Source organism: Myroides sp. TSA_177.3 (genome assembly GCF_052691955.1).
In genome coordinates, this window is sequence record NZ_JBQZGD010000001.1 from 1 (window position 1) to 22,055 (window position 22,055).

Annotated in this window: 24 protein-coding genes; 12 read left to right on the forward strand and 12 right to left on the reverse strand. The window is 35.6% G+C overall.

Going from position 1 to position 22,055, the window contains the following annotated elements; genetic code table 11:
• A partial coding sequence (locus ACUTSE_RS00005; protein ID WP_445638788.1) for a carboxypeptidase-like regulatory domain-containing protein occupies nt 1–490 on the forward strand: 490 nt, incomplete at its 5' end.
• On the opposite strand, the gene ACUTSE_RS00010 is transcribed toward ACUTSE_RS00005, so the two are convergent.
• A complete protein-coding gene (locus ACUTSE_RS00010; protein ID WP_445638789.1) occupies nt 479–883 on the reverse strand; it encodes a hypothetical protein in 405 nt (134 codons plus the stop codon). The two genes, ACUTSE_RS00005 and ACUTSE_RS00010, sit on opposite strands and share 12 nt — an antisense overlap.
• Nucleotides 883–1,458 (reverse strand): hypothetical protein, encoded by a 576-nt coding sequence (locus tag ACUTSE_RS00015; RefSeq protein ID WP_445638790.1) that lies wholly within the window; start codon nt 1,456–1,458, stop codon nt 883–885. Before ACUTSE_RS00015 ends, ACUTSE_RS00010 begins: the two co-directional genes overlap by 1 nt.
• Before the next feature lie 120 nt (nt 1,459–1,578).
• On the opposite strand from ACUTSE_RS00015, the gene ACUTSE_RS00020 reads away from it, so the two are divergent.
• The gene (locus ACUTSE_RS00020; RefSeq protein ID WP_445638791.1) at nt 1,579–2,793 is read left to right on the forward strand and encodes an NAD(P)/FAD-dependent oxidoreductase; all 1,215 of its coding nucleotides are present in this window, start codon (nt 1,579–1,581) and stop codon (nt 2,791–2,793) included.
• A 9-nt stretch (nt 2,794–2,802) separates the two neighbouring features.
• Nucleotides 2,803–3,288 carry a PH domain-containing protein gene (locus ACUTSE_RS00025; protein WP_445638792.1) on the forward strand — a complete coding sequence of 162 codons (486 nt, stop codon included), beginning with the start codon at nt 2,803–2,805 and terminating at the stop codon, nt 3,286–3,288.
• Between the two features lie 196 nt (nt 3,289–3,484).
• Here ACUTSE_RS00025 and ACUTSE_RS00030 read toward each other — a convergent pair whose 3' ends face one another.
• Nucleotides 3,485–4,105, reverse strand: coding sequence for a hypothetical protein (locus ACUTSE_RS00030; protein WP_445638793.1), 621 nt, complete (start codon nt 4,103–4,105; stop codon nt 3,485–3,487).
• A gap of 219 nt (nt 4,106–4,324) precedes the next feature.
• Between ACUTSE_RS00030 and ACUTSE_RS00035 the strand changes: the two genes are divergently transcribed.
• The 8 genes from ACUTSE_RS00035 to ACUTSE_RS00070 all read left to right on the forward strand — a co-directional run bounded on the left by ACUTSE_RS00035 (nt 4,325) and on the right by ACUTSE_RS00070 (nt 11,286).
• Nucleotides 4,325–5,416, forward strand: coding sequence for a diphosphomevalonate/mevalonate 3,5-bisphosphate decarboxylase family protein (locus ACUTSE_RS00035; protein ID WP_445638794.1), 1,092 nt, complete (start codon nt 4,325–4,327; stop codon nt 5,414–5,416).
• 54 nt (nt 5,417–5,470) lie between these two features.
• Entirely contained in the window at nt 5,471–5,869 is a 399-nt protein-coding gene (locus ACUTSE_RS00040) for a hypothetical protein (protein WP_002989576.1), read from the forward strand.
• A gap of 32 nt (nt 5,870–5,901) precedes the next feature.
• Nucleotides 5,902–6,495, forward strand: coding sequence for a penicillin-binding protein activator LpoB (locus ACUTSE_RS00045; RefSeq protein ID WP_036462937.1), 594 nt, complete (start codon nt 5,902–5,904; stop codon nt 6,493–6,495).
• An 11-nt stretch (nt 6,496–6,506) separates the two neighbouring features.
• Nucleotides 6,507–7,931 (forward strand): COG3014 family protein, encoded by a 1,425-nt coding sequence (locus tag ACUTSE_RS00050; RefSeq protein WP_002989581.1) that lies wholly within the window; start codon nt 6,507–6,509, stop codon nt 7,929–7,931.
• A gap of 5 nt (nt 7,932–7,936) precedes the next feature.
• Complete coding sequence (locus ACUTSE_RS00055; protein ID WP_445638795.1) at nt 7,937–8,290, forward strand: cysteine-rich CWC family protein; 354 nt, start codon at nt 7,937–7,939, stop codon at nt 8,288–8,290.
• Between the two features lie 73 nt (nt 8,291–8,363).
• The gene (locus tag ACUTSE_RS00060) at nt 8,364–9,302 is read left to right on the forward strand and encodes a mevalonate kinase family protein (protein WP_002989588.1); all 939 of its coding nucleotides are present in this window, start codon (nt 8,364–8,366) and stop codon (nt 9,300–9,302) included.
• A 54-nt stretch (nt 9,303–9,356) separates the two neighbouring features.
• A complete protein-coding gene (locus ACUTSE_RS00065; RefSeq protein WP_445638796.1) occupies nt 9,357–10,280 on the forward strand; it encodes a geranylgeranylglycerol-phosphate geranylgeranyltransferase in 924 nt (307 codons plus the stop codon).
• Between the two features lie 70 nt (nt 10,281–10,350).
• The gene (locus tag ACUTSE_RS00070) at nt 10,351–11,286 is read left to right on the forward strand and encodes a pseudouridine synthase (RefSeq protein ID WP_181816753.1); all 936 of its coding nucleotides are present in this window, start codon (nt 10,351–10,353) and stop codon (nt 11,284–11,286) included.
• 63 nt (nt 11,287–11,349) lie between these two features.
• Here the strand turns inward: ACUTSE_RS00070 and ACUTSE_RS00075 are convergent, their stop codons facing one another.
• The 5 genes from ACUTSE_RS00075 to ACUTSE_RS00095 all read right to left on the reverse strand — a co-directional run bounded on the left by ACUTSE_RS00075 (nt 11,350) and on the right by ACUTSE_RS00095 (nt 16,069).
• Nucleotides 11,350–11,880: a YceI family protein gene (locus tag ACUTSE_RS00075; protein ID WP_002989604.1), complete on the reverse strand. Its 531-nt coding sequence runs from the start codon at nt 11,878–11,880 to the stop codon at nt 11,350–11,352.
• A gap of 27 nt (nt 11,881–11,907) precedes the next feature.
• Complete coding sequence (locus tag ACUTSE_RS00080) at nt 11,908–12,639, reverse strand: pirin family protein (protein ID WP_445638797.1); 732 nt, start codon at nt 12,637–12,639, stop codon at nt 11,908–11,910.
• Between the two features lie 224 nt (nt 12,640–12,863).
• Nucleotides 12,864–13,442 (reverse strand): Crp/Fnr family transcriptional regulator, encoded by a 579-nt coding sequence (locus ACUTSE_RS00085; RefSeq protein WP_445638798.1) that lies wholly within the window; start codon nt 13,440–13,442, stop codon nt 12,864–12,866.
• A gap of 491 nt (nt 13,443–13,933) precedes the next feature.
• Nucleotides 13,934–14,740 carry a Fic family protein gene (locus ACUTSE_RS00090; protein WP_445638799.1) on the reverse strand — a complete coding sequence of 269 codons (807 nt, stop codon included), beginning with the start codon at nt 14,738–14,740 and terminating at the stop codon, nt 13,934–13,936.
• A 138-nt stretch (nt 14,741–14,878) separates the two neighbouring features.
• Nucleotides 14,879–16,069, reverse strand: a complete 1,191-nt coding sequence (locus ACUTSE_RS00095) for a pyridoxal phosphate-dependent aminotransferase (protein ID WP_002989614.1) — start codon at nt 16,067–16,069, stop codon at nt 14,879–14,881.
• A 115-nt stretch (nt 16,070–16,184) separates the two neighbouring features.
• Here ACUTSE_RS00095 and rsmG point away from each other — a divergent pair, with 115 nt between their 5' ends.
• On the forward strand, nt 16,185–16,814 hold the full coding sequence (rsmG, locus tag ACUTSE_RS00100) for a 16S rRNA (guanine(527)-N(7))-methyltransferase RsmG (RefSeq protein WP_002989615.1): 630 nt from the start codon (nt 16,185–16,187) through the stop codon (nt 16,812–16,814).
• Nucleotides 16,815–17,269: 455 nt separating this feature from the next.
• On the opposite strand, the gene ACUTSE_RS00105 is transcribed toward rsmG, so the two are convergent.
• The 4 genes from ACUTSE_RS00105 to apaG form a co-directional block, all read right to left on the reverse strand.
• The gene (locus ACUTSE_RS00105) at nt 17,270–18,142 is read right to left on the reverse strand and encodes a universal stress protein (RefSeq protein ID WP_002989618.1); all 873 of its coding nucleotides are present in this window, start codon (nt 18,140–18,142) and stop codon (nt 17,270–17,272) included.
• Between the two features lie 6 nt (nt 18,143–18,148).
• Nucleotides 18,149–19,735, reverse strand: a complete 1,587-nt coding sequence (locus ACUTSE_RS00110; protein ID WP_445638800.1) for a BCCT family transporter — start codon at nt 19,733–19,735, stop codon at nt 18,149–18,151.
• 205 nt (nt 19,736–19,940) lie between these two features.
• The gene (gene pruA / locus ACUTSE_RS00115) at nt 19,941–21,566 is read right to left on the reverse strand and encodes an L-glutamate gamma-semialdehyde dehydrogenase (RefSeq protein ID WP_002989628.1); all 1,626 of its coding nucleotides are present in this window, start codon (nt 21,564–21,566) and stop codon (nt 19,941–19,943) included.
• 98 nt (nt 21,567–21,664) lie between these two features.
• On the reverse strand, nt 21,665–22,051 hold the full coding sequence (apaG, locus tag ACUTSE_RS00120) for a Co2+/Mg2+ efflux protein ApaG (RefSeq protein WP_002989631.1): 387 nt from the start codon (nt 22,049–22,051) through the stop codon (nt 21,665–21,667).
• Nucleotides 22,052–22,055 lie beyond the last annotated feature (4 nt).

A 22,055-nucleotide genomic window follows, 5' to 3' on the forward strand; every position in this document is an offset into this window, starting at 1 on the left:
ATCAACAGCGAATCGTGGAATTAGTCTGCGTGGTCTTGTTGCAGCTACAATTAATTTACTGGTTTTGACAACAGCTACGAGTACACAAGCACACGAACAAGTCGTAATAGAACATAATAGTCAAGAAAGTCAAGATAATCATACAGCAAGTGAATCTAAAATTATTGAAAAAGAGGATCCGTTAAATAGGCTTATTTGCGGCCAAGTAACTGACACCGATGGTGTATTTATTCCTGGGGTTTCTATATCAATTAAGGAACTAAATCTTCATGCGGTAACGAATTTAGATGGATATTTTCAATTAGAATTACCCGAAAGTCACCCTAAGACAATTAAAATAGAATTTCAGTTTATAGGTATGGAAACACTTGAGGTAAAAGTAAAAGCAAAAGATAGCAGTAAATTCCTGCAAGTTGAACTTAAAGATGAAACCAATATACTTGGAGGACTTGCGGTTGTCAAATCAAAGAAAAAATGGTTATTCTTTTAAACGTGCTATTTTAGCTTCTCTTTCCCAATTATAGGTTTGCGTGGTTTCATTGATTAGTTGATACAACGATAGTGCTAAGTTTTGATATGCTTGACTTTTGATTGTATCTAAAGCTATTGTTCTTTCGGCAAGGTTAACCAGTAAATCCGCTAAGAGCTCTTGATTTGTTGAGTCAAAAGCGGCGTGTCGGACAAAATAATCTTGCAGATCAACGGAAGACTTCAATAGGAGTAGAGCTTCAAGATCTATAGCTGTTTGTACTTTCAACTGGGAAGAAAAATCATCAACAGTTTGCTCATGAAGAGGATCTTCCAAAGGCAATGAATTGAAAAAGGCCCTTAAAGTAAGAGCCGTTTGTTGTATAAGTCGTAAAATAGTATCTCGTGTTTCCATTAACGTACAGGTCGTAGCGTATTGCTGAACGTTACTTTGAAAGGATTGTCTTTGCTGCTGTTCTTCATCACATAAATAAACTTAAACATCTTAGCATGATCACTTTCAATTAGTACTTCGCTATTGGTATAAGTGTCCACAATCGTAAAATCATCTGTGTTGTCTACGCGAATCGATTTCGCAATTCCATTAGATAAATCACTCATGGTCATTCCTTTGAAGAATGTTTTACTGCTGTTTTTAACGACAATATTCTCTCCTTTGAATCCTTGGGTTAAAATAACAACGCTGTATTTATCTCCAGTTGCTTGCATCCCCTGTAAATACGATTCTTTGGTCTTGTCTGTAACAGAACGGAAATCGTCTCTTACTTGAGCATAAGAAGGCAAATCAATGACGTCTTTGGCTTCGGGTAATCTGTTTTCTTCTTTGATCTCTTCTAAACGCTCCTCAATAGATAAATCTTTAGAAGAGTTGGAACTACTGCTGCTGTTGTTATTTGTGCTACTTCCAGGTGGAACAGATTTACACATGGCAAATAAAACAATCAGGAATAAAAAAGGCAATTTTTTCATAATCTTAATTTTACAATGATAAGGATGCGATTGTAAGTAAGTATCTTTGTGGGTGTAAAGATAATTGTTTCATGTAAAATAAAAAAAAGGATCTTTACTTAATGGTTAAATACAGAAGGTATGTATTATGATGTTATACTTGTAGGAGGGGGTGCAGCGGGTTTTTTTACGGCAATTAATCTTGCGGAACGCCAACCTAGTTTGCGTATCGCTATTCTAGAACGCGGAAAAGAGGTACTCTCTAAAGTGAAAATATCGGGTGGTGGACGTTGCAATGTTACCCACGCTTGTTTTATTCCCAATGAATTAGTGCAGTTTTATCCTCGAGGGTCTAAAGAATTATTAGGGCCTTTTCATCAATTTTGCAGTGGAGATACGATTGAGTGGTTTGAGCGCCATGGTGTGGAGTTGAAAATTGAAGAAGATGGGCGAATGTTTCCTACAACGGATTCTTCGCAGACGATTATTGATTGTTTTACGAAAGCAACTGCGCAATATAAAATTGATGTCCTACAAGGTATTAGTGTACAAGGAGTATATCAAAGTGAAAAAGGGTGGAAGCTGGATACGACAAAAGAAAGTATGACGTGTGCACAATTGGTGTTCACTACAGGAAGTAATCCGAAAATATGGCAAATGATGGGGGAGTTAGGACACCGTTTGGTTGAACCTGTCCCGTCTTTATTTACCTTTAATATCAAAGATAAGCGTATTCAAGATTTAATGGGCGTTTCTACAGAAGCATCTATTAAGGTAAAAGGAACAAAGTTAGAAGCTACGGGACCTTTATTAATTACCCATTGGGGAATGAGCGGTCCTGGTATTTTGCGTCTATCGGCTTGGGGTGCTCGAATCCTAGCAGAGAAAAATTACCAGTTTCACATTGTAGTCAATTGGCTGCCAACGGTAGATCGAGAAGATTTATTGGAACAATTGAAAGACTTCAAACATGAACATGCCAAGAAAATGGTAATGAAAAGAGGGTTGTTTGATTTTCCAACTCGTCTGTGGGAACGATTAGTGCAAGCAGCACAAATTGATGCAACACAAACTTGGGCGGATGTCAATAACAAACAAATGCAAGCCCTTATGCTTCAATTACAAGAAGGAGAGTTTCAAGTGAATGGAAAAAGTACATTCAAAGAGGAGTTTGTAACAGCTGGTGGCATTGATCTGCGCGATGTCAATTTTAAAACAATGGAAAGTAAAATCAACACAGATTTATACTTTGCAGGTGAAATTCTCAATATTGATGCAATTACAGGTGGATTTAATTTTCAAAATGCTTGGACAACTGGTTTCTTAGCGGCTCAAGCAATTGCTTCAAAATTTTAAAAGAACAACATGAAATTCAACTATTATAATACAAGTAGTAGTGTGCTACTCTTGATTCTGTGTTTAGGTCCTTTCTTATCCATTGGAATTTTTTTCCTATTGGTCGCTTCTGGTATCGTTAAATTTGTTGCGGTACTGTTATTCTTCTTGTTTTTTGTTTTTTTGTACAAAGTGCTCTTTATGAAAGTGACGATTGACGAAAAAGGAGTAAGTTATAAAAGCTTGTTTAAAGAGAAATTTTTACCCTGGTCAGCAATTAAAGATGTTTTAATTGTTGTCCGAGAACGTCGTTCTATCCCTGATTATTATAAACTAGAAGAATGGATGCAAGCAGGACGCTCAGGAAAAAGTTACTTTTTACTGTTCCGAACATCAACCGAATTCCCTGCAAATCCGATGTTTATGTTTAGTGCTCCGATTGATGAGGACTATATCAGTGTGCAATGTAGAAAGGAAGTAATTGAAAAAATTAATCAATATTATTACCGTTCTTAATCTTATCTTAAATAAAAGATAATTGGTGATAACATTGTTGATAAGTTTATTTTGTTTTGGTAGTGTATGCAAGTATTTTGCGTTCCTTTGGCAAACACACAACGAATAAATTAGACTACTTCAAGTATGATTTAAAGATGTATGTAATTTTGTAAGTGCTAATAGAAATATGGAAGGTATCCCCTTCCATATTTTTTTATTCTTTCGTAAAAGGATGATAAGCCACAGCTAATGAACGTTGATACGCTTTAATAAATCGCGTAATCACCGTTAAGGTTGATAGACCAACTAGTGTTTTCAAATACCAATTCTCAAAGGGAATAAAGATAAAAATTAACACAAGTGCACTAATTGTAGCGTACATTCGAATGTTGTAATTTCTAGTCTTAATAGGGTGTTTGTACAGTAACATAAACACAAACAAGACAATAATCGTACTACCTAGTAGAAATAAAAATTCTCTCCAATTGGAATTGGTGAAAATCGAATAACCAATGGCAATAATACCTGAAAGTGAAGCTAAGATCCAATTGGTGTAATCCCAAAGGTTGATTGGATTACTTACGCGAAGTTGAACGGCTAAATTTTCTGTTAGTTGTACGGTTAGTTGTTTGGCTTCTTTGATTTCCGAAAGAGAAATGTGTTGTAAGGTATGCCCATCTGTAATAAACAGATCTGGGGTGTGATCATCTAAAGCTATACTAGACGAAGTAGTGCAATCTAGCTCTTTGATCAAATTCGTCCCTGAATAAATGGAAATGGATTGGATCCCCTTCAATTTATTTTCAGTGGTCGTTGTAAGGTGTAATTTAACCATGTTTTTGTGAGTTTGTGGGTTCGGTGTAGAGCGAATATAATATATGTTTATATAATATCCAATATTGAACTTTGTTTTTTTGCAATAAATACATAAAAACTGTACGGATAGTGTAATAAAAAATGTGAAAGATTTGGTTATATGTAGTTTTAAGGGATGTGGAGAAGAAAACTCGGTATGTGATAAAAAGGTAGTATTTTTGTCAAAATTTTGAAAGGAATGACAAGCGCAACTGATTTTATTTTCGATGCAACTGCAACAAAAGGACAACTAGCAGAACAAGGAACATTTACCTGGAGTGCTCCAAGTAATATTGCTTTAGTGAAATATTGGGGAAAAAAAGAGCACCAGATTCCCGCAAATCCATCATTGAGTTTTACCTTGAGTAACTGCAAGACAATTACCACGTTAGAATTTAAAAAGAAAGAAAGTAAAGGTATTACTTTCGATTTGTTATTTGAGGGTCAACCCAAGGAAGATTTCAAACCGAAAATTCAAAAATTCTTTGAGCGTATTTTATCCTATTGCCCGTATATTGAAAATTATCATTTCACTATCGATACGACCAATACATTTCCTCATAGTTCTGGAATCGCATCTTCTGCCTCCGGAATGGCTGCTTTGTCGATGAATATCATGTCGTTGGAACAAGTATTAAACCCTACGATGACACAAGATTATTTCTTGAAAAAAGCTTCTTTTTTAGCGCGTTTAGGTTCTGGAAGTGCTTGTAGAAGTATTGCAGGAGAAATTGTCGTTTGGGGAGAGCAAGTAGAGATAGCAGGTAGTTCTGATTTGTTTGGTATTGAAGCGCCTTTTGATGTGCATGCTAATTTTAAAAATTACCAAGACGTTATCTTATTAGTGGATAAGGGAGAGAAACAAGTATCAAGTACGGTTGGACATGACCTAATGCATGACCACCCTTTTGCAAAGGAGCGTTTTAATCAAGCGCATCAAAACTTGAGTCAATTGAAAAATATCCTCCAAACGGGAGATTTAAAACAATTTGTGGCTTTGGTAGAGAGTGAAGCTTTGACTTTACACGCGATGATGATGACATCAATGCCTTATTTTATTTTGATGAAACCCAATACACTTCAAATTATTGAGCAAATTTGGGCCTTTCGCGCTAAAACAGAAATTCCCGTTTGTTTTACGTTAGATGCAGGAGCGAATGTACACGTCCTTTTTCCAGAAAGCAATAAAGAGATTGTCCTTGCGTTTATACGTGAGGAATTAAGCAAAATCTGTCAGAATGAACATTTTATTGAAGATAAAATGGGATCAGGCGCTTTATTAATTAAATAAAAAGCGCTATATTTACCTTAGAAAAAATAGTGTTTAATTTTTAAAATTCAAGCTATGAAAAATGTTATAAAGTTATTCGGACTCGTGATATGTAGCTTGTTAACATATCAAGTTAGTGCACAAACTCCTATTTTTGATCAGAATCCCAACTATCGTGTAAGCATGGAAAAATACATGATGCAAAAGGATTCACTTTTAGTAAATTTAGGGGAAACCGTACAAGATACTTATAAAGCGTACGATTGGTATGAAGCCAAGCAAGAACGAAAAGCGCTAAAAAGACAATACCGCCACGAAGAACGCATGGCTCGTGCAAAATACGGCCGTAGTTATTATTCAGATTATGGCTATAATTACAATTCAGGGTACAACGGTTATTATAGAAATTATAGCAACTGGAATTGGTCTCCTCGTATTGGTTTTAGAACTGGTAATTGGTGGTTCTCTATTTAATGGAAAAAAAATTAATGAATAATAAAAAGAGTATGCAAATTAAGAAGATAGCATTAGCTGCAATTTTAGCAGCATCAGGTTTGTTTATCACATCATGTGGTCGTCAAGTTACACGTGTTAGCACAGAAGAAACAATCGACTTAAGTGGTAGATGGAATAACTCAGATTCAAGAGAAGTTGCACAACAAATGACAAGACAAGTATTAGATGGTGCTTGGATTGGTAATTTTCAAGATGACAACGACAATAAAAAACCAGTAGTTATCGTCGGAATGGTTTACAACAAAAGCCATGAGCATATTGACGCTGAAACTTTCGTAAAAGACGTAGAGCAATCATTCATCCAATCTGGACGTGTTCGTTTGGTACAAGGTGGTAAAAAACGCGATGAGTTAAGAGGAGAAAGAGCAGATCAACAAACGAATGCTTCGGCTTCTTCAATGAAACAGTTTGGATTAGAACAAGGAGCAGATTTCATGTTGCAAGGTTCAATCAACTCAATCGTTGATTCACACAAAAAGAAAAAAGTGGTTTACTATCAAGTTAATTTGGAATTAACGAATCTTCAAACAAATGAAGTTGTTTGGATCGGTGATAAAAAAATAGCGAAATACGTAAAAAACTAAACTTATAATTGATGGTTTTCAATCGAACCATATCTTCAATATCAAAAACATTAGTGCCATTGGCGCTAATGTTTTTCGTATTTGGATGCGCCACTTATCACGATCGGATTACGGATTACTACCAGCGTATGACTCAACAAGACTACGCAGGAGCCGATAATGCATTGGATAAGAATAAACTACTGCAAAAAACAAGAAACTTACTCCTATTCTATATGGAAAAGGGGCGAGTGGAACATCTCAAAGGGAACTATGCCTTGAGTAATCAATACTTAAATAAGGCGGATCTTCTAATCGAAGATCAAGTGACGAAAGTTGGGGATGTTATGGTAGGACTTTTCTTGAACTCCATGTCTCAAAGTTACAAAGGAGAGGAATTCGAGATCTTCATGATTCACTACTATAAAGCATTAAACTATTTATACCTAGGACAATCTCAAGAAGCTTTAGTAGAAGCGCGTCGTATTTCCCTTCAGAACTATGAACAAGGAGATAAATACAACAACAAGACTACGCGTTATTCGAAAGATGCCTTTTCTCTAAATTTACAAGGACTTATTTACGAATCTACCGGAAATTACAACGATGCTTTTATTGCGTATAGAAATGCGGTAGAAGTGTATCAAAGTGCAACAGGTGGTTTGTATTATGGGGTAAGTATTCCTGAAAACCTAAAGTATGATGTCATGAATATGGCAAATAAATTAGGCTTTACCAGTGATTTGAAGAGATTTGAAAAGGAATTTTCAATGCCTTTTAAAGCGTATCAAACCGCTGAAGGAGGAGAGTTAGTCGTTTTCTGGGAAAATGGGGTTGCCCCAATTAAAGAGGAAGAAAATATTGTCTTTTCGTTAATTAAAGGGGATAGTGGAGCTTTAGTTTTTACCAATGCCTTAGGGGTTATGATTCCATTGGATTTTGGTATTGCAGGTAATACGAACTTAAGTGATGTTCACAGTGTGAATATTGCCTTTCCTAAATACATTAGTATTCCAGTACCTTACGCAAAAGCGCAAGTGCAAGTCAATGGTTCAGCAACTTTTGTTTTAGAAAAAGTGCAAGATATAGATGTTGTTGCAGTTTCTACTTTAAAAGAAAGAGCAGGAAAAGAGTTAGGAAAAATCTTAACGCGATTGGCTGTGAAAAAAGCGGCAGAATACGCTGTTAAATCTACAGCTAGATCCAATGATAATAATGCAGTACTAGAGGGTGTTGGCTTAGGATTACAGCTGTATAATTTGTTTTCAGAAAAAGCAGATACACGTAACTGGCAAACCCTACCTGCTGAAATCAGATATGCTCGTGTACCTTTGGCAAAAGGAAAGAATCAATTGAGCTTGGAGTTACAAAGACCACAAGGTGAAATTGTAAAACAACAAGTCGAAATTGAGGCAACAGGAAACATGAAGTTCTACAATTTTGCTACCATGAAGTAGAAATTATGACGAAGAATAAAGTGTGTACGCACTGTAAAACACCTATTGATTGTCAACCAGAAGTGATCGATCAATGTGCTTGCTCTCAAGTTGAGGTTAGCTCAGCTACTCGAAACTTCTTGCGAAGCTCCTTTCACAAGTGCTTATGTCCAAGCTGCCTGAAAAAAATGGAACAGTTGGTCCAAGAAGGACATACGAATGAGTTTCCACGTACGAGAAGTGAAATGGTAGAAGGAAAACATTATTACATGGAAAATGGCTATTTTGTTTTTACTGAATTGTACCACTTTTTGAAAGGACAATGCTGTCAAAATGGATGTAGACATTGCGTGTATGGTTTTAAGAACCGTTACCTATAGAAAAAAATAAAACAAAATCACCTAAGCGTGAATATTATACGTACCTTTGCAGGGTAAATTACTTTTATCAGCTATGAAAGGACCTTTATTTTATTCAAAGATTCTATTATTCGGAGAATATGGAATTATAAAAGACTCAAAAGGATTATCTATTCCTTATAATTTTTACAAGGGAGCCTTAAAAATGGAAGATAACCTAGAGGGATTCGCTAAAAAATCAAACGAAAGCTTACGAAACTTCGCTGCGTATCTAGAAGATATGCAAGAGGCTGAGCCTGCTTTGGTACAATTTGATCTCGATCGCTTACAAGCAGAGATTGAAAATGGATTGTACTTTGATTCTAGTATTCCACAAGGATACGGCGTTGGTAGTAGTGGTGCCTTAGTTGCAGCTATCTACGATCAATATGCACTAGAAAAAATCACCGTTTTAGAGAATCTAAGCAAAGATAAATTACTGAAATTAAAAGGGATTTTTGGTAAAATGGAAGCTTTCTTCCACGGAACAAGCTCAGGGTTAGATCCGTTGAATAGCTATTTGAGTTTACCAATCTTAATTAACTCCAAAGATAATATCGAACCAACCGGAATACCTTCTCAAAGTTTAGACGGAAAAGGAGCTGTGTTTTTAATCGATTCAGGAATTGTAGGTGAAACAGCACCTATGATTACTATTTTTATGGAGAAATTGAAAGAACAAGGATTCAGAAAAGTACTAAAAGAAGAGTTCATCAAGCATACAGATGCTTGTGTTGAAAACTTCTTAAAAGGAGATTTGAAAGCCTTGTTTAACAATACAAAAGAACTTTCATCTGTTGTATTCAATCACTTTAAACCTATGATTCCAGAACAGTTTCACAATGTGTGGCAGAAGGGAATCGAAACCAATGATTACTATTTGAAGTTATGTGGTTCTGGTGGAGGTGGTTATATCTTAGGATTTACGCCAGATATTGACAAAGCAAAAGAAACGCTTAAAGATTACAAATTAGAAGTAGTATATCAATTTTAAGCAATAGATATAGAGAATGTTATAACCTTTTTTAATCACAAGAAAAAAATAAATATGTTATCTAGGAAAAATAAAATCCTCTTAGCTAAAATATTCAGTCTGTTTTCTGTGGTGAGAGGTTATAACATTTTTGTTATTATTTTAGCCCAATATTTAGCTTCCATTTTTATCTTCGCTCCAGAAAAAAGAGCTTTAGATGTTATTTTAGATTGGCAGTTATTTCTTATTATATTGGCTTCAGCCTTAGCCATCGCTTCAGGCTATATTATCAACAATTTTTATGATGCAGAAAAGGATTTAATCAATCGCCCCAATAAATCAATGTTGGATCGTTTGGTGAGTCAAACAACAAAATTGAGAGTCTATTTCTTCCTCAATTTTCTATCTGTTTGTATTGTAATTCCTGTATCCATACACGGGGCTATTTTCTTTGCCATCTATATTTTTCTCTTGTGGTTTTATTCCCATAAGTTGAAAAAATACCCAATCATTGGTAACCTATTAGCTTCTTTATTGGCCATGTTGCCTTTCTTTGCTATTCTCATGTACTTTAGATCGTTTCACATTTCTATTTTTGTTCATGCCTTCTTCTTGTATTTGATTATTTTGATTCGAGAAATCATGAAAGATTTAGAAAATATCCGAGGAGACTTTGCGAATAACTACCAGACGATTCCGGTACGTTTTGGCGAACAAAAAGCAAAAGAAGTCATTACGGGTGTTTTTGTGTTAGCTTTGATTCCCATTTATTTCATGACCGTTCGCTTTGATGTCGGCTATATGATTTACTATTTCTATTTTAGTATTGTCATTTTGCTGTTTTTCTTATTGAGACTATGGAAATCAAGTACCACGCAAGAGTATCATCAATTGCATTTCTTACTTAAGCTTTTGATTCTCTTAGGGGTTCTATCTATTGTGTTAATTAAACCCGATGTTTTGGCAAGTGGGAAGTATCTTTTAGAGGAGACTTTATAATAAAAAGCTATATTTTTTCGTATTTTGAAATAAAAGACGGAGTTTGTCTATCTTTGCAAAAATATTTAATATGAATAACGGTAAATCAGGTTCTAGAAAACCCCAATCTAATCGCAGTGGAAAACCAAAAGCTGGAGGGCCAAAAGCTGGTAAATCTAAAGCTGGAGGATCAAAAGTTGGAGGTGCAAAACCTTTCCAGAAGCGAGCTAGTCAAGGACAAGGAGCACAAAAACCTAATCCTTCTGCTAGAACATTCGATAAAAAGCCAAAAGTAGTAGCTACTCCAAAAGAAGATAATGGAGTAATGCGCTTAAACAAGTATATTAGTAATTCTGGAGTATGTTCTAGAAGAGACGCAGATTTATATATTACTTCGGGTAACGTAAAAGTGAACGGAGAAGTAGTAACGGAATTAGGATACAAAGTAAATATAACAGATGTCGTAAACTTTGACGGTATGGTATTAGTACCAGAGAAAAAGGTATACATCTTGTTAAATAAGCCAAAAGGATTCTCTACAATCAACGAAGATGTTATTAGTCAAGAGAATGTATTAAGCTTGATTAAAAATGCAACTAAGTCAGCAGTAGCACCTGTAGGACGTATGGATAAAAGTACATTGGGACTGATGATTTTTACCAATGATACTAATTTAATTCAAAAGTTAAGTTCACCAGAACAACGTTCTTCGAAAATGTACCAAGTTTCGTTAGATCGAAATTTGAAATACGAAGATTTGGAGCGTGTACAAAAGGGAATCTACATTGACGAAAAGCGTGTCTTTGTTGAAGATGTTGCTTATGTTGAGAATCAACCGAAGACCGAAATAGGAATCAAATTAAAAGCATCGAACGTAAAATTAGTACGTGCTTTATTTGAGTCAATGGATTATAATGTATTGAAAGTAGATCGCGTGATGTACGGAAATATCACCAAGTGGAATCTACCAAGAGGAAGCTGGAGATTTTTAACGGACGATGAAGTTCGCAGTTTACAACAAGGATAATAGAAAAGCTCAACCTTTTCGGTTGAGCTTTTTTTATATTTTATTATATCTAACGGTCAGCTATTAAGCTAAAACAAACTGAGTTTCGATGTCGAAGTTTACTTCTTCGCTTACTAATAAACCACCTGTTTCTAGTGTGGTGTTCCAGTTTAGATTCCAGTCTTTTCTATTCACTTTACCATTTAGGGCTAAAGCAATTTTAGCATTTCCCCATGGATCTTGAATGATACCGCTGTATTCTGCATTTAATTTTACAGGTTTACTTACACCGTGCATGGTTAAAGTACCTTCTACTACATAATGTGCTTCTCCTTTTTTCTCAATTTTAGTTGAGGTAAAAGTTACAGTAGGGTATTGTTCTGCATCAAAGAAATCCGCACTTTTTAAATGATTATCACGGTCTGCGTTGTTTGTGTCAATTGAAGCAATTTGCGTTTCAAATTGTAGGGTACTTTCTTCTAAATTATCATTCACCAAGTTGATGGTTGCTTGATAATCAGTGAAGTTTCCTCTTACATTGGTAAACATCATGTGTTTGATTTTAAATCCAATTGAAGAGTGTGTTTTGTCAATGTTCCAAATTTTAGTTTCCATTTTGTTTATTTTTTTTACTGTTAGTAATTATTGTAAGTAACTAGGTAATTCCATTGGGATTTCCATTAATAAAAGCTGTGCATCAGCTGTTGCTTGTACTTGAAATGAATCAATATCCCAAATTCCGATAGCATCTCTGCGATCTAATGTTTGGTTGTTTACGGTGATGCTACCTTCTAATACAAAGAGATAAATTCCGTTGGTTTTATCTTTTAGTTCGTAGTTTATTGTTTTATTTTGATCCAAGTTTGCTAAATGAAACCACGCATTTTGGTGAATCCATGCACCAGCATCGTCAGGATTAGGTGACAAGATTTGATCCCAATTGTTGTGGCGTTTAGTAACATCCAATGGCAATTGTTGGTAGCGTGGTGTTACGTGTAGCTTATTGGGAAATACCCAGATTTGCAAGAACTCACTAGCTTCTGTTTCACTAGGATTGAATTCACTGTGTTGTACACCTGTACCAGCACTCATCACTTGAATCTCATTAACGTGAATGGTTTCGCCGTGGCCCATGCTGTCTTTATGTGCTAAACTTCCTTTCAATGGAATTGAGATAATCTCCATGTTTTCATGTGGATGCGTCCCAAACCCCATACCTGGTGCTACGTAATCATCATTGAGTACGCGTAACACACCAAAGTGTACACGATCATCGTTTCTGTAGTTAGCAAAGCTGAAGGTGTGGTTTGATTTTAACCAACCATGGTCAGCATATCCTCTTGTGTCAGATTTGTAAAAAATAAAATTTTCCATAGTTGTATCGATTTTGTTATACAAAGATACAGATAGTCAATGGTTTAGTTGCTTAATGTAGGTTAAGAAATAACGTAATGATAATTGGAGAGGGGAAAAGGGAAAGAGAAAAGGGGATGAAATATGTACGTAGGGGCAAATGGCAATTTGCCCATTACCCTGAATGGTATTTGGAAAAGGGATGAATACATACGTCCAGTTAACGGTAAACAGTCAACCAATATTTATTTCGCTGTAAGAATGCGTTTTTTCAATTTACTGAAAAACTCAGGAGTAATGCCTAAATAAGACGCAATTTGTTTTTGTGGTAAACAGTGTTTAATATCTGGGAAACGCTCGCAGAAACGCTCATAACGCTCTTCAGCGGTTAGCGAAAGGTTATCCATCAAGCGTTGTTGATTCGCAATTAGGGATCGTTCAATAAGAATGCGGAAATAACGCTCCATTTTTGGAACTTGGTCAAAGAGGTTGAGTTGTTGCTCACGAGTCATGGTTAGTACCATGGCGTCTTCTACCACCTCGATATAAGAATTGCCTGGCTTTTGAGACAGGAAACTGTACATGTCAGCAATCCACCATCCGTTTGTTGCAAAACTAACCGTATGCTCAACAATCTGATCATCTACAAAATAGTTTCTCAAAATTCCCGAGATTACAAAAGTTGAATTATAACAGATTTCACCTTCTACCAGGAGTTTCTCTTTTGCACTATAACGATGAGATTCGAAAGAATCTAATACGATTTTTTGCTCTACTTCTGTCAAGGTTACATGCTTCGCAATGCTTTCTAATAATATATCCACAGCAATTCGTTTATCTTATAAAAATACGTTTTTTATTTCGTTTAAAAAAAACACGAATACTTTTATAAGGGTGTCTTTTGTTATTTATAGTAATTGATACTCTCTTTTTTTAATTTCTGAGAATATTGTATTAGAAAAAAATATGGTCCTATTCGTTATAAGTTACTAAAGCTATCTCTTCCTCTTCAATTTCTTTTCGCAATTTGTTTAGAATTTGATATTTAAAACGATGATTGATATCACCACGACCACTTTAATGTCTCATTAAAATCAGGAAACATTTTATCTAAACTTTCATGTCTATGAGATAACCCTTCCAACCATACTTCATAATCAATAAGAGTTGGCTCTATCTCAATCTAATGATAAATATAGACTGAACTATCATAACTGAAAATAATGAATGATATTCTTTATTATTCTCGCTAATAGTATCAATAAAGTACTGTTGATTTCATCTAGGGGTGTTTAAGTACTATTATTATTATTATTTAAAAGACAAAATTAAAACCCCCTTTGTTAGTATTCTTTTTTAGATTCTCTTCTTGTTTGCTGATAATATGAAGTAGGTATTTTTCATATTGCTCATACATAAAATCATTAAAAAATTTCTTATTCCCTGTTTCATCAGTATTCCTTAATGCTTGAATATAAGCTTCCTTATCAGAGCTGTTTACGATGGCCATTGGTAAATTGTAATACACTTGGATATAATTCATCATCAATCGACTTGTTCTGCCATTCCCATTTCCAAAAGGATGGATTGCAACTAAATTATAATGCATATCAAATGCTAAATCAGTTGCTTCTTTTACATTTAAGTCATCCGTCATCTTCTCGTTAATAATAGCTACTAATTCCTTTGTTTTATCTTCTACTTTTTGAAATGCGGGATAACTATCACCTCTTCCGTTTTGAACATTCCATTTGCGTATTACACCTTTTGACAGATCGAAAGTTCCAAAAGCATTATTTATAATCTCTCCCGTGTTTTTTAATACTAGAGCATTTATATGCTGAATCATGTCTACTGTTATTCTTTCTCGATTCTTTGCTTGCTTTATTACATATGATAAGGCTAGGGCATGATCAGCCACCATATAGACATCTGACAAAGGGCGTCCTTTAGGTGTCATATGGTTATTTAATAATATTTCTGATTCGAGTTCTGTTAAAGTAGATCCTTCCAACTTCGTTGAATGATGACTTACAGTAATTGCATTGAATTTGTCATAATCGACAATATCGGACAAATTCAATGCTTTATATTGCTCAATGATTTTTTCGATTGATTTCATAGCTGTTTTTTTACTGAAGTAAACCTGAGTTATATACAAAAATACAATTAAAAAAAATAGACATGCCCCAAAAAGCATCGAACTTTTTGGGGCATGTCTAATTTGACGTGATAGCGCTTTTACAATCAGAGAAGGAGCTTATTGTAAAGCTTCTTTCATTCGTTTTAAAGCTTCTGTCAATTGATCTTCGCTTGTTGCATAAGAAAGGCGGATGCAATTTGGATTTCCAAAGGCATCTCCTGTAACTGTTGCCACATAAGCTTTATCCAATAAATACATTGATAAATCATTAGCATTGTTGATGGTTACTCCTTGTAAGGTTTTACCAAAGAAAGAAGATACATCTGGGAATAAATAGAACGCACCATCAGGTACATTTACTTTTACTCCTGGAATTTCTCTCAACAAGTTTACAACAAGGTCTCTTCGGTTTTTGAAGGCATGTACCATGTCTTTTAAAACACTTGGATCAGCATTAACAGCTGTGATTGTTGCACGTTGTGCAATCGTATTCGCTCCAGAGGTTACTTGTCCTTGCATTTTTGCACAAGCTTTTGCGATAAATTCAGGAGCACCAATATATCCAATACGGTATCCTGTCATAGCAAATGCTTTTGAAATCCCGTTTACAGTAATCGTACGATCAAGTAAATTGCCAATTGAACCAATACTGCAGTAAGCACTACCGAAGTTAATGTGTTCGTAGATTTCATCCGAAAGGATGTAAATAGAAGGGTATTTCTCCAATACAGCTGCAATAGCTTCTAATTCTGTTTTGCTGTAAACAGATCCACTTGGATTACAAGGAGAGCTAAACCATACCATTTTGGTTTTTGGAGTAATAGCATCCTCTAATTGCTGTGCTGTGATTTTGAAATCAGTATCGATCGTCGTCGATACTTCTACTGGAATACCTTCTGCTATTTTTACGATTTCAGCATAACTCACCCAAAAAGGAGCAGGAATGATTACTTCATCTCCAGGGTTAATCATTGCTTGAGCTACATTGAATAAAGCTTGTTTAGCTCCTGTAGATACAACGATTTGGTTTGCTGTATAGTGTAAGTTATTATCTCTTTTGAATTTATTGCTAATCGCCTGTCTTAGCTCTAAATATCCTTCAACAGGTGGATATTTACTATAGTTATCTTTGATTGCTTGAATAGCTGCTTCTTTGATAAAGTCAGGTGTATTAAAATCTGGTTCACCAAGACTCAAGCTGATAATGTCTATTCCTTGTTCTTTTAGCTCGCGAGCTTTTGCTGCCATCGCTAAAGTCTGTGAAGTTGTAAGATTGTTGATTCTATCTGATAGAACTTGAGTTTCCATAGGTATTAAATACATTTAAATAGTATCAACCAAAGGTAAGTATAATAAATCTATATTATAGTTAAGAGGGGCTTATTTACCGAGAAAAAAGGCTATTTTTGTCAAAACTTTTGAAATGGAAGAAATTTTAAAATATTTCCCTAATCTTACCCCTGAACAAATCGCTCAATTTGAACAATTGGAAGTTGTGTACCAGGAGTGGAATGCAAAAATTAACGTTATTTCTAGAAAAGATATACACGAATTATATGTAAAGCATGTCTTGCATTCATTGGGAATTGCCAAGGTAATGGAATTTGTTCCAGGCAGTAGTGTAATGGATGTTGGAACAGGAGGAGGATTTCCTGGAATTCCATTGGCTATTATGTTCCCAGAAACAAAATTCTACTTGATTGATATCATTGCAAAAAAGATACGCGTTGTTAATGAGGTAATCCAAGCATTAGGGTTAACCAATGTAGTTGCAGAACAAAAAAGAGCCGAAACAGTAGAGGAAAAGTTCGATTTTATTGTGAGTCGTGCTGTAACCAATATGCCTGATTTTGTAAAGTGGATTCGTCATAAAACGAAAAAGGAAAATCACCATGAATTTGAAAATGGAATCCTATACTTGAAAGGTGGAGATTTGACAGAAGAATTACAAGACTTCCCAAAAGCCGTTCAGTTTGATTTGAGTAATATCTTTGATGACGAATTTTTCGAAACGAAAAAAGTAGTGTATTTGCCGTTGAAATATAAAGGGTAAAAGGTTATGGGGAGAGATGTTATGAGTGATTGGTTATGAGTGATTGGTTATGAGGTTATGGGTTATGAGGTTATGGGGTTCATTCATCGAATACTAAAATAAAGATAACCCCGTGAGATAAATGGGGGATGAACTGAAATCTCATACGGATCTATTATTATCTTGAATCTCCTTGTGAAAAATAATTATGATATATAAAAAAGGATGAATTGCAACCGCAATTCATCCTTTTTTCATTTTATATGATACTGTTTTTATCTTATAGGTTTGATTTTTGTAGTAATTCTAGATGCTCATTCATTCATCTCATAAATCATACCCATCAATCTCTATTAAGTAAAGTTGTAATTTGTAAAGCTGTGAAATTTAGCGATTATAGAGAAATTTTACTATTTAGAAAACCCCCATAACTCATACCCATAACTCATAACCTTCCCATAACTCTTTTCCAATAATTAACGAAGTGGTTTAACAAACAGCAAACACGTATCCGTAGGTCGATGGAGCACGTGATTGGCTACACTTCCCAAGATAATATCTTTGATACCTGCTGAACCTTTAACCCCTAGAATCATAAGGTCTGCCTTTTTTGTTTTGGCATATTGTATTAAGGCAGCAGCGACATTTTGATTTTTTGCAGGAACGATGTCAATATCGGTGTATTGCGCATATTGTTTGTTCCATTTTCCTTCTTTCTCTTTGATATCCTCACGTGATATTTTATCGAGTTCTTTATCCGTCATCATAGGCAAATAGCTCCAGTATGATTTAGAGATATGTACCGCTGAGTGCTTAATGCGCTGGCCTTTAGAATTGTTTTTAAAACGATCTGCCCATAGCATAATCGCATTGGTATAGCGAGAGAAATCAATAGCATCAATCACCGTCTCAATAGGAATATGGAATGTCTCTGGTACGAGAAGTGTAGCAGAAGGTAAGAGGCGAACCAATTTATTGGCTAATGCGCCGTTACCCGTTAATTGTTGTTTATTCCCCAAGACAAGTAAATCGTAGTTTTTCTGCTTTGAAATACTAGCAAAAGCAATTTCAGAATAGTTTTCTACGGTGATAATAATTTCGTACTTATAGGAAATTTCTGTTGCGCTGATTTGTTCTTCTACGCGTTTGGTGATTCTTTTTTGAATCAATGCTAATTGATCTTTTTGAATCAGTTCTTTGGGTAGTTCACCTAATTTTAAATTGTGAATAAAGGTGATTTGTTCTACGTTTAGAATGTGGTCGAGTATTTTGGCATATTGAATCAAGTAGTGATCCATCTCAGAGAGATCTAAGCCAACTAATATATTGAGTGCTTTGTTTGTTTCCATGATGCGTTATTTTTGCTGTTCTTCGATTAAATCAGAGATAATATCCTTGTAACTCTTTTCTTGTTTCGACTTCAATTGTTTGGCTTTTTTATTCAGTTCATCTTGTAGCCCTTTTTGCAAGCTGTAACACATCAAGAGCAGGATAACTGCAAACGGAAGTCCGGTTATAATTACAGCGGTTTGCAAGGCATCTAAACCACCACCCCACAACAATACAATGGCAATAAACCCTTGTAAAAAGGACCAAAATACACGTTGCCAAACGGGCGAATCACCTTCACTACCAGACGTAATATTATCGATGACAAGAGATCCCGAATCCGAAGACGTAATGAAGAACGAAAAAATAAGAATAATGGCTACAATAGACAGGAAATTCGTGAACGGAAAGTTTTCCAAGAAAACGAAGAGCGCCGTTGAAATATCTTCTTTCACAGCAAGTACCATTGTCATATCCCCCTCTAGAATGGTGTGTAAGGCACTTCCGCCAAAAACATTCATCCATAGTAAGGTAATCAAGCCAGGTACAATTAAAACCCCTAATACGAATTCTTTAATTGTTCGTCCTTTTGAAATTCGGGCGATAAAGCTACCCACAAAAGGAGACCAAGCGATCCACCAAGCCCAGTAGAATATCGTCCAAACATTTTGCCAACCCGATCCTTTGTAGGTATCATTCCACGTACTAATATCAATGAAATTTGCCAAGTAAGAACCGGTGTTTTGCACATAGCCTTTGAGGATAAATAAAGTAGGCCCTAAAACGAAAATCAGAATCATAAAACCAGAAGCCATATACATATTGACATTACTCAATAGTTTGACTCCCTTATCCAGTCCTGAGAAAACAGAGATGGTTGCAACACTAATTACACCAATAATAATCCCTGCCTGCATTAAGGGAGAAATCTCCCAGCCGTAAAGGTATTCAAGTCCCGCTGTGATTTGAGTTACCCCCAATCCCAACGAAGTAGACAAACCAAATACGGTAGCTAAGGTGGATAAAATATCAATGGTATGTCCCCACCAACCGTGAATCTTTTCCTTTAAAAAAGGATATAGTAGAGAACGGAAGGTCATGGGTAATTTTTTGTTGAAGCTGAAAAAGGCTAGCGCCAGTCCAACAATGGCATAAATGGCCCAAGCGTGTAATCCCCAGTGCAAACTAGTAAATTCCATCGCCTGAATAGCCGAATCAATATCGCTATCAGTAGGTCGAGGAGGATTAAAGAAGTGGGATACAGGCTCTCCAATACTAAAGAACATGATTCCGATTCCCATTCCCGTACTAAAGAGCATGGCAAACCAAGAAGGTTTGGAGAATTCAGGTTCTGCATCATCACCCCCTAAACGAATATTACCATATTTACCAAAGGCTAAAAAGAGGGCAAAAATGAGGATGATATTGACGGTAAGAATGAAGAACCAACCAAAATTTTCTGTTACTGCTAATTGTCCTATGTGAAACCAATCACCTACTTTGCTAGGGAAGAGGAGACAAACGGCAATAAGTAAAATGATTAGAAAAATGGAGGTGGTAAAAACAGGTGGATTAATCACCAGTTGTCTTTTGTCTAGTAATTTTTTAAACATGAGTTATATACTATTTGTTAATAATTATAACCCAGTACTTTAGAAATAAAATAAGGATCTTTTTCTACTGAAAAAGAATAAAAGCAAAATATAAAAGTAATTTTTACTTAATCGTTTGGTCTAAAAAGAGGAAACGATCCCAATAAAAAGCACTGAATTGTGAATGAAAAAAGGCGGTCTTTTGAAACCGCCTTTTAATATGTTCTTATCCTAAGAAAGGATATTTGTAATCTTTTGCAGGAACAAAGGTTTCTTTAATTGTTCTTGGCGATACCCAACGCAATAAGTTCAAGATAGAACCTGCTTTGTCGTTTGTACCAGAAGCTCTCGCTCCACCAAATGGTTGTTGACCTACAACAGCTCCCGTTGGTTTGTCATTGATGTAGAAGTTACCAGCTGAGTTTACTAACGCTTCAGTAGCTTCTGCAATAGCATAACGACATTGAGAGAAGATAGCTCCAGTTAAGGCATAAGCTGAAGTCTCATCTACTAATTTCAATGTTTCAGTCCATTTTGCATCCTCGTATACGTAAATAGTTAAAACAGGACCGAATAATTCTGTTTCCATTGTATCGTATTTTGGATTTGAAGTTAAGATAACTGTTGGCTCAACAAAGTACCCTACAGATTTATCGTATTTTCCTCCTAATACTACTTCTGCATCTGTAGCCGCTTTCGCTGCTTCGATTGCTTTCGCCAATTTGTCGAAAGAACTTTCAGAAATTACAGATGATACGAAGTTTGAAGGATCTTCAGGCGTACCCATTTTGATTGTTGCTAAATCAGCAGCCATAAAATCTTTTACTTGTGGCCATAATGAAGCAGGAATATACGCTCTTGAAGCTGCAGAACATTTTTGTCCTTGGTATTCGAAAGCTCCTCTTGTTAAAGCAACAGCAACTTCTTTTGGACAAGAAGATGGATGTGCTAACACATAATCTTTTCCTCCTGTTTCCCCAACAATTCTAGGGTATGTTTTATAGTTGTTGATGTTTTGTCCGATTTTTGTCCACATGCTATTGAAAACACCAGTTGATCCTGTAAAGTGGATACCAGCGAAGTCAGGGCTAGCTAAAAGTGTATCTGTAATCATAGCAGAATCACCGTATACTACGTTGATTACACCGTCAGGTAAGCCTGCTAATTTGAATACTTCAACAATTACTCTTGCAGAGTAAATTTGTGTAGCAGATGGTTTCCAAACTACAACGTTCCCCATCATGGCAACTGAAGACGGTAAGTTTCCAGAAATTGCAGTAAAGTTAAATGGAGTAATTGCGTATACGAAACCTTCTAGTGGTCTGTGCTCTAATCTATTCCAAACTCCATCAACTGATAACGGTTGCTCTGAATAAATTTGAGACATATATTCAACGTTGAATCTCAAGAAGTCGATGAACTCACAAGCTGCATCAATCTCTGCTTGGTGTAACGTTTTTGCTTGAGCAATCATCGTCGCTGCATTGATTTTAGCACGGTAAGGACCTGCTAATAACTCAGCAGCTTTTAAGAAAATCGCTGCTCTGTGCTCCCATGGCATTGCTGCCCATTTTGTTTTTGCTTCTAAAGCAGTAGCAATTGCTTTTTCAACTAATGCTTTGTCTGCTTGGTGATAAACACCTAATTTATGTTTGTGATCAAAAGGTGGGAATAAATCTTTTGTATTTCCAGTTCTGATTTCTTCTCCACCAATAAATAATGGAATATCAACTAATTGGCTATATTGCTCTTTGAAAGAGTTCAAAGTCAATTCTCTCTCTTGCGTCCCAGGCGCGTATGATTTTACAGGCTCATTAATAGCACTCGGAACTTTGTAGAATCCTTTTGACATAATGTACTTTTTTTCGGGTTTATTAAAATATATAACTACAAAGGTAATTAATTTTACTCGAATTACAGGTTATTACACACTAGTTTAACTTAAAGCGTCTAATTTAAAATAAAGGGCGCTACGAGTTTAAAGAAGGGAATTTCAACCGTAATCATTTCTTGATTTTCTGTGCGAATGACGTTGTAATATCCATGCATCGCTCCAGAAGTAGAGGTCAATACACAACCACTGCTATAGGTGTAGGTTTCATTGGGTAAAATAAGGGGTTGTTCCCCTACAACACCCAAGCCTTCTACAATTTCTTTGGCATTGAGTGAATCGTAAATTTCCCAATGACGCGAGTGGATCTGAATGGTAGAATCGCTCTGATTTTCGATGGTAATTTCATAACTAAAAGCAAATTGCATGCTATTACTTCGTTGAAAAAAACCTTCATACAGTGTTTCTACTGTTACATTTACTCCTTTGGTTTGTTTTGATACCATAATG

Coding starts and splice junctions, on each gene's coding strand:
- ACUTSE_RS00070 (WP_181816753.1), top strand. CDS start 10,351: ATGAATAACGGTAAATCAGGTTCTAGAAAACCCCAATCTAATCGCAGT.
- ACUTSE_RS00045 (WP_036462937.1), top strand. CDS start 5,902: ATGCAAATTAAGAAGATAGCATTAGCTGCAATTTTAGCAGCATCAGGT.
- ACUTSE_RS00095 (WP_002989614.1), bottom strand. CDS start 16,069: ATGGAAACTCAAGTTCTATCAGATAGAATCAACAATCTTACAACTTCA.
- ACUTSE_RS00055 (WP_445638795.1), top strand. CDS start 7,937: ATGACGAAGAATAAAGTGTGTACGCACTGTAAAACACCTATTGATTGT.
- ACUTSE_RS00010 (WP_445638789.1), bottom strand. CDS start 883: ATGGAAACACGAGATACTATTTTACGACTTATACAACAAACGGCTCTT.
- ACUTSE_RS00075 (WP_002989604.1), bottom strand. CDS start 11,880: ATGGAAACTAAAATTTGGAACATTGACAAAACACACTCTTCAATTGGA.
- ACUTSE_RS00105 (WP_002989618.1), bottom strand. CDS start 18,142: ATGGAAACAAACAAAGCACTCAATATATTAGTTGGCTTAGATCTCTCT.
- ACUTSE_RS00065 (WP_445638796.1), top strand. CDS start 9,357: ATGTTATCTAGGAAAAATAAAATCCTCTTAGCTAAAATATTCAGTCTG.
- ACUTSE_RS00090 (WP_445638799.1), bottom strand. CDS start 14,740: ATGAAATCAATCGAAAAAATCATTGAGCAATATAAAGCATTGAATTTG.
- rsmG (WP_002989615.1), top strand. CDS start 16,185: ATGGAAGAAATTTTAAAATATTTCCCTAATCTTACCCCTGAACAAATC.
- ACUTSE_RS00035 (WP_445638794.1), top strand. CDS start 4,325: ATGACAAGCGCAACTGATTTTATTTTCGATGCAACTGCAACAAAAGGA.
- ACUTSE_RS00025 (WP_445638792.1), top strand. CDS start 2,803: ATGAAATTCAACTATTATAATACAAGTAGTAGTGTGCTACTCTTGATT.
- ACUTSE_RS00050 (WP_002989581.1), top strand. CDS start 6,507: ATGGTTTTCAATCGAACCATATCTTCAATATCAAAAACATTAGTGCCA.
- ACUTSE_RS00040 (WP_002989576.1), top strand. CDS start 5,471: ATGAAAAATGTTATAAAGTTATTCGGACTCGTGATATGTAGCTTGTTA.
- ACUTSE_RS00015 (WP_445638790.1), bottom strand. CDS start 1,458: ATGAAAAAATTGCCTTTTTTATTCCTGATTGTTTTATTTGCCATGTGT.
- ACUTSE_RS00110 (WP_445638800.1), bottom strand. CDS start 19,735: ATGTTTAAAAAATTACTAGACAAAAGACAACTGGTGATTAATCCACCT.
- apaG (WP_002989631.1), bottom strand. CDS start 22,051: ATGGTATCAAAACAAACCAAAGGAGTAAATGTAACAGTAGAAACACTG.
- ACUTSE_RS00080 (WP_445638797.1), bottom strand. CDS start 12,639: ATGGAAAATTTTATTTTTTACAAATCTGACACAAGAGGATATGCTGAC.
- ACUTSE_RS00020 (WP_445638791.1), top strand. CDS start 1,579: ATGTATTATGATGTTATACTTGTAGGAGGGGGTGCAGCGGGTTTTTTT.
- ACUTSE_RS00060 (WP_002989588.1), top strand. CDS start 8,364: ATGAAAGGACCTTTATTTTATTCAAAGATTCTATTATTCGGAGAATAT.
- ACUTSE_RS00030 (WP_445638793.1), bottom strand. CDS start 4,105: ATGGTTAAATTACACCTTACAACGACCACTGAAAATAAATTGAAGGGG.
- pruA (WP_002989628.1), bottom strand. CDS start 21,566: ATGTCAAAAGGATTCTACAAAGTTCCGAGTGCTATTAATGAGCCTGTA.